The sequence below is a fragment of the Methanosarcina sp. Kolksee genome, from assembly GCF_000969945.1.
GTDB classification, from domain to species: Archaea; Halobacteriota; Methanosarcinia; order Methanosarcinales; family Methanosarcinaceae; genus Methanosarcina; species Methanosarcina vacuolata.
The window spans coordinates 4,287,722-4,299,931 of record NZ_CP009524.1; the positions used below are offsets into that span (position 1 = coordinate 4,287,722).

Annotated in this window: 7 protein-coding genes and 3 pseudogenes; 3 read left to right on the plus strand and 7 right to left on the minus strand. The window is 41.2% G+C overall.

Annotation, left to right across the window (positions count from 1 at the left end):
- Position 1: 1 nt before the first annotated feature.
- From pylB to MSKOL_RS21705, 6 genes and pseudogenes are all read right to left on the minus strand, one after another.
- Positions 2–1,054 carry a methylornithine synthase PylB gene (pylB, locus tag MSKOL_RS17680; RefSeq protein ID WP_048157961.1) on the minus strand — a complete coding sequence of 351 codons (1,053 nt, stop codon included), beginning with the start codon at positions 1,052–1,054 and terminating at the stop codon, positions 2–4.
- Between the two features lie 586 nt (positions 1,055–1,640).
- Positions 1,641–2,900: a pyrrolysine--tRNA(Pyl) ligase gene (pylS, locus tag MSKOL_RS17685; protein ID WP_048157962.1), complete on the minus strand. Its 1,260-nt coding sequence runs from the start codon at positions 2,898–2,900 to the stop codon at positions 1,641–1,643.
- Between the two features lie 709 nt (positions 2,901–3,609).
- Positions 3,610–5,232, minus strand: a complete 1,623-nt coding sequence (locus tag MSKOL_RS17690; RefSeq protein ID WP_048157963.1) for a methylamine methyltransferase corrinoid protein reductive activase — start codon at positions 5,230–5,232, stop codon at positions 3,610–3,612.
- A gap of 635 nt (positions 5,233–5,867) precedes the next feature.
- Positions 5,868–6,554: pseudogene (locus tag MSKOL_RS17695) on the minus strand (IS630 family transposase); the annotation flags it as partial.
- Between the two features lie 206 nt (positions 6,555–6,760).
- Positions 6,761–7,165 (minus strand): annotated as a pseudogene (locus MSKOL_RS17700) (helix-turn-helix domain-containing protein); the annotation flags it as partial.
- Positions 7,166–7,182: 17 nt separating this feature from the next.
- On the minus strand, positions 7,183–7,518 hold the full coding sequence (locus MSKOL_RS21705) for an acyltransferase family protein (protein WP_369799553.1): 336 nt from the start codon (positions 7,516–7,518) through the stop codon (positions 7,183–7,185).
- A 379-nt stretch (positions 7,519–7,897) separates the two neighbouring features.
- Between MSKOL_RS21705 and mtbA the strand changes: the two genes are divergently transcribed.
- On the plus strand, positions 7,898–8,917 hold the full coding sequence (gene mtbA, locus MSKOL_RS17710; RefSeq protein WP_048157966.1) for a methylcobamide:CoM methyltransferase MtbA: 1,020 nt from the start codon (positions 7,898–7,900) through the stop codon (positions 8,915–8,917).
- A 133-nt stretch (positions 8,918–9,050) separates the two neighbouring features.
- On the opposite strand, the gene MSKOL_RS19625 is transcribed toward mtbA, so the two are convergent.
- Positions 9,051–9,254, minus strand: coding sequence for a pentapeptide repeat-containing protein (locus MSKOL_RS19625; RefSeq protein WP_082091188.1), 204 nt, complete (start codon positions 9,252–9,254; stop codon positions 9,051–9,053).
- Between the two features lie 804 nt (positions 9,255–10,058).
- Between MSKOL_RS19625 and MSKOL_RS17715 the strand changes: the two genes are divergently transcribed.
- A complete protein-coding gene (locus tag MSKOL_RS17715; protein ID WP_048158455.1) occupies positions 10,059–10,712 on the plus strand; it encodes a methyltransferase cognate corrinoid protein in 654 nt (217 codons plus the stop codon).
- An 18-nt stretch (positions 10,713–10,730) separates the two neighbouring features.
- A pseudogene (locus tag MSKOL_RS20570) lies at positions 10,731–12,107 on the plus strand (monomethylamine:corrinoid methyltransferase).
- Positions 12,108–12,210: the final 103 nt, after the last annotated feature.

Below are 12,210 nucleotides of genomic sequence, written 5' to 3' on the forward strand. Positions count from 1 at the left end.
GCTAGCACCCCAGGACTGCCTCAAAGTCAGCCTGTCGAGCAGGTTTCATTCCCATGGTTTCAAGCCTTTGGATCACGCTTTTTATGTCCCGATCCCGTTCTTTAAGTCCACGGTCATAGTTTGCAACGCCTTCCAGCTGGGAATCGGGAGGGAGGATAGAAGTAACAATATTTGCCCCTGCATTTAAGCGGCGAACCATGCCGTCAATGCCTTCCAGGTCAAGGGAGGCAGGGATAAGGCGTTTGGGAAACATTAACCTGAGAACCGAGATGATTTTCAGTTCCGAGAGATTTGATTTATCCCTGAAATCTTCAAGCGGGGTTCCTTCCTGGGGCAGGAAAGTCATAACTCTGACCATATCAGGATCGTTTGTGCTCATTCCCCTTAAGGACAGAATGGTAGATTCGATATCGTTTCCAACGCCGGTGAGTATTCCGTCTTCTACACAATACCCCTGCTTTTTAGCAAAACGGCGTGCATTGACACGCCCATCGAATGACTGCCCAACTCTAAGTTTCCGGTAGAGTTCGGTGTCATATGTTTCCTGATAAAGTGCCAGGAAGTTTGCTCCTTTTTCCCTGGCTTTGAGAAGAGTAGCGTTATCCATCAAGCCTGGAGAAATCATAATGGGAAGCCCAAGTTCCTCTTTTACTACCTGGACAAGCTCAACGAAACGGTTCGGGTCTTCATAGTAATAGGGGTCTTCCCCCATGGTCAGGTCAACCATATGAAAACCTGCTCCTTTCAGGGTTTTGCAGGTTTCTTTTATCTCTTCCATGGTCAGTCGATAGCGGTTGATCTCGTTTCGACAGTTATAGTAGCAAAAGGAGCATTGATTTTTACAGTAAGTGGAGAAATAAATGAAACAATTAAGAAATACCCTGTTGCCAAAATAATGATCTCTTACTTTTCGGGCTGCAGAATAAAGCCTTTCCAGATCTTCTCTGGACTCAAGGGAAAGAAGAGCCCTCAGGTCGTTATCAGTTAATTGATGCCCTTCAATGACTTTTTCTCCCAAACTGTCAAATTCATCAAGTGCCATTTTTTGGATCAAAATTTCACTCTCTCATAGATTCTTCAGATATTTTACGGCCCTATCAGAGCCGATTATCAATTTAATCTCACCATTTAGCTTATTTTGCCGTATTGAGTTTTTACCATCCCGTTTTTGAATCAATATTGCCATTCAATGTTGCCATTCGATATTGCCATTCAATGTTGCCATTGATATTGTCAGTCAATGTTGCCATTGATATTGTCAGTCAATGTTGCCATTGATATTGTCAGTCAATTTTGCCATTGATATTGTCAGTCAATATTGCCATTCAATGTTGTCAGTCAATGTTGCCATTGATATTGTCAGTCAATATTGCCATTCAATATTGTCAGTCAATATTGCCATTGATATTGCCATTTTACTTTTTGCCATTAATACTGCTATTTTGCCTTTTGCCATTTGATATTGCCATTAAGTATCGCAATTTTTTTTGCCTTTCAGAGCTGCAATTAATTTTGCCATTTAGTACTGCAACTCTTTTTGACATCCAGTATCGCAATTACTTTTTGCCATTTAATACAGTGTTTTAATATCTTCGACCGGTGTTTAGCGATTTTTAGTTACTTTGGGCGGACTTTCCAGCTTACAGGCTGGTTGAAATCCCATTATAGTAAGATTCGGACCTTGATGCTCTCTTAATGTTTTTAAAGCCGTGCATAACCTTGAGCAAACGCTCAAGTCCAAAACCTGCACCTATCCATGGTTTGTCAATACCCCATTCTCTATCAAGAGGAACTGGCCCGACGACTGCCGAACAAAGCTCCAGGTCCCCGTGCATTATATCAAGGGTATCCCCATAGACCATACAGGAATCTCCTACGATTTCGAAGTCAATTTCCAGATAGTCCAGAAACTCTTTGATGAGAGCTTCAAGATTTTCCCGAGTACATCCCGAACCCATCTGACAGAAGTTCACCATGGTAAATTCTTCCAGGTGCTCTTTGCCGTCGGATTCTTTCCGGTAACAGGGCCCGATTTCGAAAATCTTTATTGGATCTGGTAAAATCCTATCGAGTTTTCGCAGATAGTTGTAAAGAGTTGGGGCAAGCATTGGCCTCAAGCAGAGGTTTTTATCCACCCTGAAGACCTGTTTTGAAAGTTCAGTATCACTGTTAATACCCATTCTCTCCACATATTCTGCCGGAATAAGGATAGGAGACTTGATCTCCAGAAAACCCCGGTCTACGAAAAATTTCGTAATATCACGTTCGAGTTTGCCGAGGTAGTCTTCTCTATCATTGACATAGAGCCGCTGAAAATCGTTTTTTCTTCTTGCCACAAGTTCGGACTCAAGTTCCCTGAAAGGCTTTGCAATATTCAGAGAAATTTTATCCTCTGGACTTAAGAGAGCCTCAACCCTATCAAGCTGGCTTCTTGTAAGTGAAGGAGCAGGAGCTGATGCGGGAATAGACGAATTTGGAGCTGATTTTTCAGGCAAAGGTACAGGTCTGGATGTGTTCGTTGATGCCTGTGCAGACACAGGATTTTCCAGAGGCTTCGGAGCCCTTGAAACTGATTTCGGCATGGCTTTTTTGACCTTTGGAGCAGAAACTACCTTAACCTTCACACTGGTTTTGCTTTCGGTTGATCTTGTGAGGAAATTATTGATATCCTCGTCCGAAACCCTACATCGTTTGCAGGTTTTCCTGTATTTGTGATGTCTGAATGCTCTGGCTGTTCTACAACTCCTGGAATTATTCACAACAAGATGCTCTCCACACGCCATTTCAATAGATATCTTACTTCTTGAGACTTCATAGTGCTTGATTTTGTGGAGCATTCCAGTCCTGGACATCCAGAGCCCGGTTGCAGATATTAAAACATCTAATGGTTTTTTGTCCATAGTGTCACCCCTGGTGAATTAAAAGCCCGGATGATTTCCAAGAAATAGTATTTCAAAATCCCGGCTTACGGAGTATAAGCACGGAGCCAGCAATTTGCTGACAGCTACCCGGAAAATAGAAGCGATCCACACAACAGAAACAATTTATATAGTCTGGAAAAAAATCTCCAGCTTTTATAAAAGATTTCGGCGGAATGTTCTGAATGTATCTAGAATGTTATTGTATTACCATTCCGGGATTCAGAAATATGGCGGAAACCCCGGGAATCTAACCCGGCTGAACGGATTTAGAGTCCATTCGATCTACATGATCAGGTTTCCTCCTCGGCAAAATAGGTTGAACAAAGCGTTTTGCTTCCTGTATGGTGGTCTTAATAATAATATAAAATAATATTATTTAGTATATATGATTATTGGTGGAAATCTAAGAAAAACAGGTTCTTATTTATAAATTTTTTGTAAGCCTTTTAAAAAAAGGTTGACCGAAAAACCGAGCAACGTTTGAATTTGAGGAAATTATCCCCGAACCATATCGGCGCGATCACAACCCTTTTCAAAAAAGGCTTGACCGAAAACCTCAGCAACATTTGAATTTGATGAACTTGTCCCAAAACACTATCGGCGTGATCACAACCCTTTTCAAGCCTGGTGAAGAAAAGGTAAAATAAAAGAAAGTGGGTGAAAATTTAGCCCACCATAAGTTATTTCGTTACTTCGCTGTGATTTTCAGTTTCGTTATATCAATAGCGTCTTCGGGACAGATGCCAACACAACGGCGGCAGCTTGTACCAAGGCATTTCTGGCTGTCGTATTTTGCGATTCTCTGGCCGTCTCTTTCTACTATTTCAAGGGCTGCTTCTGGGCATTCTTTTACGCATTTTTTGCAGTATACGCACTTTTCCACCGGAACTTCGAGTATTATGCCAATTTCTTTGAGGATGGAAAGCCCACCTGACCCGACCTCTTCGATGTCTTTGCTGACTCGCTTTTCGATGCTTACATGTTCGAGAGTTTTCGGGAGGGGGGGCAGGCCGTAGAGTTCAAGCATCTGGTCATACGTCTCAAGTGGCATGCCCTGGGTCCAGTAGGAAAGCTCGCATAGGTAGAAATTATTGAAAGTCTCGCTGGTCGCCATCATAAGGTGATCGGCAGTAATTTTCTTAGCAATCTCAATTACGTCATCCAGCCTTGATTTTTCCAGCACAAGTTCCCGAGCAAGCGCAAGCGAGGTATTTCCGAACTGAACAATTTTTTTTGCATAACCCGGTGCGGCTCCGAGTCTGCGGGCGTCTTCAGCGTCCACATAGGCTCCAGAGGCTCCTGACATATATGCGTACTCCAGGTCTTCATACTTGATTCCGGATTCAACGATCAGGGTCATATGGGCAGCCCGGATTGCTCCGATAGCTTTTCCGGCTTCTTCTACATCCTTTTCATTGATCTCAATCCCGGAACCCAGGATCAGCTTTCCATTCGGAAGTTTAGGAAGTTTTTCAATCAACCCGATTCTCAGTGCTAGAGCAAAAGCCGAGATAACTCCTGTGCCTGTGATTCCTACGGCTTCGAATCCATAGGACTCCTTTATCTCCCCTGTAATTGGATCGATAAGATAAGCGTCCTGTTTTTCCATTTCCCTGTCAAGAACCATAATTCTCCAGTACTGTCCTTCAGGTTTTACATCACATATCGCGCCAGGACTTGCGAGCATGCCTGAACTTATACCCTGCCCTTCAATCGCAGGTCCTGCTGCTGCGCTTGCAGTGATAATTCGACCCCCGATTTTCAGAGCCATTTCGGCATTTGTTCCGTAATCCGTGACAAGAGAAGGTTCGGGCTGGATAAGAAAATCGGTTTCAAGCATCATAGCCAGGGCGTCAGCTCCAATCTCGTGCTTGATTGCAGGGGGGACGATAACTTCACAGTTAGGCAGGTCTTTTTTCCCGAAAATTTCCGACGCAGGAAACACACGGGCATCTCTTTTTACATTCCTGACTCCAAGCATCTTCTGTTTGTTTTCTCCTGCATAGGCAAGGTCCCTTATTTCAGTATTCTGGAAAAGGGAAAGCTGGATAGGGTTTCCACAGACTGCCAGCCTTTCCACCCTGGAAAGATCAACATCGAACCGCAGGAACATTCTCCTTATGGTCTCGATAATTACCTCATGAGCCACATCTTCACCTGTTGTGATTGCAAAGTCCAGGTGATCCATAACATTTCCACCAGGAAGGGGATGACCCATGGTTATAACTGTCTTTAAGGTTTTCTTCGTTTCAAGATCAATAAGCTGGGCTCTAAAACCGCTGGTACCCAGATCAAGTGCTATTCCATACATTTTTCAGGTCCTCCGGGAGCATATAATATGTTGAGGCGTCCGGCAGTATGAACTACCTCATACAGGGGATGGGATATGAGGACTGTAATTTTAGTGAAGTTTCTAATTCGGCATCAATAAGGGAAAGGATATAATAATTTTAGAATTTTAATTATATAGATATAGTTAGGAATTATATAAACTATGTATCCTCTGCAAATTCAAGGACGAATTTTCCAACTATAAGAACATGGAAATCATTTTATTACACATTTATAAAGTTGAATGCCCCTTTTGAGCATGGTTTTCATATTTGGCTAAATTTTTGAATATTCAGCATAATTGTGAAATTACTTTTACCTGTATGATTATGGAGAGGATGTAAACTATTACTAATTGTTTCTAGAGGGATTAGCGACTGGCTATTAAGAGCCGGTCTGAAAAATGTTAGAATTTACTGAAGAGTTAATAATGGTTAGGACTTACGCACTTGAGAAGCAAAATCAATTAAGGCAAAAACTGTGGATTAAAGTCGGCTTTTAAACAGTTAACGGTCTGATGCTATTGATTCTTCATTTCAACTGCGTAAGTCCTATAATGGTGTTGAATATGTAGGAGCCAGTAGCATTTGCATACCTAGTGTCTTGGCATCTTAATTATGGTGCATAGTATTTTGACATTTTTTCATCAGCAATTTTTCGAGTAAACTTCCAGTTGATCTTACTTTCATGTTCGTTTCTCCTCTTAGTCCATGAATCTACTTCATGAACCAACGTACCCATGTCACCAATCCGCCTTCCAGTGCATTCTATATTCATGACATTAATCTCTATTTCTGCTGCATTCAGCCAACTCGCATGTTTAGGAGTATAATGGAATTCTACATTTTTTAGAATCTTTTCTGCTTCTTCTTTTCCGAAAGCTTCTTCAAGCGACTTTTCTTTGTGGGTGTTGAGATTGTCCATGACCAAACGGGTAGTTTTTGTTTTCGAATTCCTTTCTACAAGTGCCTTAACAAAATGTGCAAAATCTATCTTAGTCCTTCTATTGGTAACCAAAGTCATCCTTTTTCCTGCTTTAAATTCTACTGCCATGAATATGTTTGCAGTTCCATTCCTAACATATTCGTAATCATATTTTTCTGGGCTTCCAGGTTTCATTGGAATGGACTTTCTCTTATCTCCAAGAATTTGCTTTGGTTTTTCGTCAATACATATTAGAGGTTTTTCCGGATCATAGTCTTCTTCATAAAAACTGAGAACGTCATACATTCTTTCCCTATATTCTGTGTCTATAGTTTGGATGCACCACATTCTCCTCAACCAAGGCTTAGTTTTGCTTTTTTGTAACTATTCAGCCTATCAAAACATGTCTATTGATATTGATTCTAGTGAAAGTAAGAAATCAAAGAAATAACCTATATAAGAGGACGAAACGCAGTCAGTTGCCAACAGTTCCATAAAATCAATTTGCAGAAATTTGTCTATTTAATTTTAACAAAGATGGCTATTGATTCTGTTTTGTATAGGCTGAATAGTTACGCTTTTTTTAAAACAAGCCTTATGCTCTCTTTGTTTATTGTCTCAAAACCTTCTTTTTTCTGCAATTCTTCAGTAAGCAGTGCAAGTGTCCACTTTTTTCTTCCAGCAGGAGGTGTAGTACATGCTTGAGCTATGATTTCTGCAACGTGTTTCTCTGTATATTTTAGGGGTTGACCAGTTCTTGGCTTATCTTGAATAGCTCTTTGGAGACCTTCCTTCAAGTATTTCTTCTTGGTTCTCCCAACGGTATTTCTGCCGACATTCAGTATTTCAGCGATTTCTATATTCTTTTTATTCTTGTTTGCAAGTAATAGAATTCGTGCTCTAATCAATTCTCTTGCATTTTTCTGTCCTTTTTTAACAAAGTCTTGAAGGTATTGCTCTTCGTGATCTTTAAGTTTGATTTTCACCATTAAGAGTTATATAGCATTTAAGGTATATAAAAAACACCAAATTTAAATTGTCTTGACACTAGTAGGTGTATTAAGAGATTATGGAAGCTAAACAACGTACTCGCATTTGACATAGTGAATTGCGAGGAAAGAATGCCGAAATAATCATAAAAAACGAAAGTAAAAACCGCAAGAGCAGCCCAGTAAAGTGGAAAAATCCGTAAAATACGTTTTTTATAAAAAAGCAATACATCTTTGATGGATGAAATTTTGCTGTTATTATAATGTATAAGATATCCGTTTATGAATATAAAAAGTGACAATCCGATTTTGGCAAAAAAGGAGTAAATACTAAAATCGTATACCTTAGGTATTTATATCCCAGGTAGGCAGTACTGTGTGTTAAGAGTATAGCTAATATGGCAATTGCTCTCAATCAAAGGCTAGTATTTTTTCTTTCACGGTAGCTCATAAGATTTCGAATGTTATATATCATTTGATATAATATTAGGCAATTCTTTAATTTAAAATGTCAGTCAAAGCCTCAAATTTCCCAGCTATTTTAAGTATTTCGTCCACCGAATGTAAATAAAACAAATTTACTTGTTTTGAAGGATTTTTCGGCTTGTTCCGGCTGTTCAATTGATAAGTTTTTATAACATAATCCGTAATTAAAGGATATAAATACATATTTATTAAATAGTATGTATTTTTCATAATCTTATGCACCTATAAACATAAGAGGGATTATAAATGGCAGAATATACCCCAAAAGAAAGATTGTACCGTGCATTAAGGAAACAGCAGGTGGACAGGATGCCAGCTGTCTGTTTCACTCAGACTGCAACTGTCGAACAGATGGAAGCTTGCGGAGCCTACTGGCCAGAAGCCCATGCCGACGCAGAGAAAATGGCGACTCTTGCGGAAGCAGCGCATACCGTAGTAGGTTTTGAAGCTGTGAGAGTTCCCTTTGACATTACAGCTGAAGCTGAATTTTTTGGTTGCGGTATAAAGGCTGGCGACCTGAAGCAGCAGCCTTCAGTGATTAAACCCAGTGTTAAGAACCTGGAAGATCTGGAGAAATTAAAGAATTACAACCTGAAAGAAGGCAGAATTGCAGTAATCCTTGAAGCTGTCAAGATTCTCTCCGAAAAATACGGGAAAGAGCTCCCGATTATAGGGTCTATGATTGGTCCTTTCTCTCTTGCCCAGCATATTAATGGAGATGCCTGGTTCGGAAACCTTTTCACAGGAGAAGAGATTGTCCCCGCGCTTCTGGACTTCTGCTCGGACTTCAATGTAGCATATGCAAAAGCAATGGTTGAAAACGGTGCAGACACCATAGCCATCATTGACCCGACAGCAAGCTATGAGCTCATTGGTGGAGAGTTCTACGAGAAGTATGCCCTGCCCTATCAGAAGAAGATAGTTGATGCAATGAAGGAACTCGATGTGGCTACAGTGCTTCACATTTGCGGAAACACAACCAACGGCCTTGGAATTATGGATAAGACCGGCGTAAACGGGATCAGCGTAGACCAGAAGGTAGACATCAAGACCGCAACCGGTAATGTGAAAAATGCAATCGTTGTCGGAAACCTTGACCCTGTAGCCGTGCTCTGGAACGGAACTCCTGAGGAGATTGAAGAAGCCTCAAAGAAGGCACTTGACGCAGGCGTTGGGTTACTCACCGTTGGCTGCGGGACTGTCAGTATGACCCCAACAGTCAATCTTCAAAAGATGATTGAGTGCACAAAAAGCCACACATACTAAAAACATTGCTAAATAGATTCAGATACTGAATATATCGGACACTGATGGTGTGCCGTATTAATGGAATCTAAAAACGGATAAGCCGGCCTTAAGCCGGCCTTATTTTTAATAATTTTCCAAAAAAATTACTTTATCAGGCTTGTTTTCTTTCATCTAATCTAGTATTCTTCAATCTAGCATTTTTTAATCTAGCATTTTTCAAGCTAGCATTCTTCAATTTAGCATATTTCAATTTAGCATTCATCAAGCTAGCATTTTTCAATCTAGCATATTTCAATTTATCATTCTTCAATCCAGCATTCTTCAAGCTAGAATACTTCAATCTAGCATTTTTCAGAAGAAACCATTATTCAGCCCGCAAGTATGAAATTATTAGTTAAAGACCTCTTTTTAAAAAATATACCGCATAGGATCTTGCGGCAGAAGATTGAAGATCTCGAAAAAGAATACCGCGACCTCAAATTATAGTATTTATACTTTTTGCTTTTGGGGTTAATAATATTGAAGATCAGATATAAAAACAGATTTGAAGCACAGGACTTTGAAGCTGGAGATTGCATATATAAAAGAGATTGCAATGGCTTGAAATTCCAGTATTTATATTTTTTCTTTAATGCTCATATTTTAAAATTTAAGAGAAAAAAATAATGGGAATATAGTATTCGTTTATATAGTATAATTTTAATCTTTATTTAGGGATTGAGTCTTGAATGTTCAGGACAATTCCAGGCAGTTCCAACAGGCATACTGTTGGGAAATTCGGGATATAAAGCTAATTCGACTGGGAAACAAATTTGCAGTTTCCGGCAAGTAAATTCCCCGGTAACAATGTCATAAGAGAAGAAATTATTCACAACGGACCCGAACCTGTTCGGGCAAAATGGCAAATGACAGTGAATAATTTTGAATATAAATAATTAGAAATTCGTAAAGTAACATCCTCGCGCCTAATGGCTGAAAAATATAAGGCAGCAGAGGGATCTGAACCTAAAATAAGAACCCCATGCAAATGCTCTTTTTTAGCTAGCGGAGCTTGGGTCTGTGTTCAAGCATAAAGCCTTTGCGAGAAAATGACTCTGGAGACATTTTACTGCCCAACGATGCTGCAAAGAACTACGAATCTCAGTGGAGGTTTATAAAAATGGCAAATCAAGAGATTTTTGATAAGTTACGCGACGCAATTGTAAATCAAAACGTTGCAGGTACCGCACAGCTATGCAAGGAGGCTCTGGCTTCAGGAATTTCGGCACTTGACATTATTACAAAGGGCCTTTCCGTTGGAATGAAAATTGTAGGTGATAAGTTTGAAGCCGCCGAGATTTTCCTGCCTCAGATCATGATGTCTGGAAAAGCGATGAGCAATGCAATGGAAGTTCTTACCCCTGAACTTGAAAAGAACAAGAAAGAAGGAGAAGAAGCTGGACTTGCCATCACCTTTGTTGCAGAAGGAGATATTCACGACATTGGTCACAGGCTTGTTACCACTATGCTCGGAGCAAATGGATTCCAGATCGTTGACCTTGGAGTTGATGTGCTTAATGAAAACGTTGTAGAAGAGGCTGCAAAACACAAAGGGCAAAAGGTTCTTCTTGTTGGTTCTGCCCTTATGACCACCTCCATGCTCGGCCAGAAAGACCTTATGGACAGGCTCAGAGAAGAAAACCTCAGAGACAGTGTAAAGTGCATGTTCGGAGGAGCTCCTGTATCTGATAAATGGATTGCCGAAATCGGAGCAGATGCAACTGCAGAAAACGCTGCAGAAGCCGCAAAAGTAGCACTTGAGGTAATGAAATAATCCTGGAGGCAAAAGACGATGACATTTAAAAAATCATTTGACTGCTATGATTTCTACGACAGAGCTAAAGTAGGAGAAAAGTGTACCCAGGATGACTGGGACCTTATGAAGATCCCTATGAAAGCAATGGAACTCAAGCAGAAGTACGGGCTTGACTTCAAAGGAGAGTTTATCCCAACAGACAAGGACATGATGGAAAAACTCTTCAAGGCCGGCTTTGAGATGCTCCTTGAGTGCGGAATTTACTGTACCGATACCCACAGGATCGTAAAATACACTGAAGACGAAATCTGGGATGCAATTAACAACGTGCAGAAAGAATTCGTGCTCGGAACTGGCAGGGATGCCGTTAATGTCAGAAAGAGAAGTGTTGGTGACAAGGCAAAGCCAATCGTGCAGGGTGGGCCTACTGGTTCTCCAATTTCAGAAGACGTATTTATGCCTGTTCACATGAGCTATGCCCTGGAAAAAGAAGTAGACACCATCGTTAACGGTGTCATGACCTCGGTACGCGGAAAAGCTCCTATTCCAAAAAGCCCTTACGAAGTCCTTGCTGCAAAGACCGAAACAAGGCTCATTAAGAACGCGTGCGCCATGGCCGGTAGGCCTGGCATGGCTGTCTAGGGCCCAGAGACCTCCCTGTCCGCTCAGGGAAACATTTCCGCTGACTGTGCCGGCGGAATGACCTGTACGGACAGCCACGAGGTCTCGCAACTCAATGAACTCAAGATCGACCTTGATGCAATTTCAGTTATTGCTCACTACAAAGGGAACAGCGACATCATTATGGATGAACAGATGCCCATCTTTGGAGGGTATGCAGGCGGAATTGAAGAAACCACAATTGTAGATGTTGCAACCCACATTAACGCTGTTCTCATGAGCAGTGCAAGCTGGCACCTTGACGGCCCAGTCCACATCCGCTGGGGTTCAACCAACACCAGGGAAACCCTTATGATTGCAGGATGGGCATGTGCAACAATTTCCGAATTTACGGACATACTGTCAGGTAACCAGTATTACCCATGTGCAGGCCCATGTACTGAGATGTGTCTGCTCGAAGCTTCAGCCCAGTCAATAACAGACACAGCATCAGGCAGAGAAATCCTCTCAGGAGTAGCCGCAGCAAAGGGTGTCGTTACCGACAAGACCACAGGTATGGAAGCCAGGATGATGGGAGAAGTAGCAAGGGCAACGGCAGGCGTAGAAATCTCCGAAGTAAATGTAATCCTTGACAAGCTTGTAGCACTCTATGAGAAGAATTATGCAAGCGCACCAGCAGGAAAGACCTTCCAGGAATGTTACGACGTAAAGACCGTAACACCAACTGACGAGTACATGCAGGTCTACGACGGAGCAAGGAAGAAGCTCGAAGACCTGGGACTTGTATTCTAAGTTGAAAGTCCAGAGCCTGAAATATATACTGACGGAAACGAAAAGCCAGCGGGTTAGCTCGCTGGCTAATTTTTTTAACAACATTCAGGCGAAACAATTATAT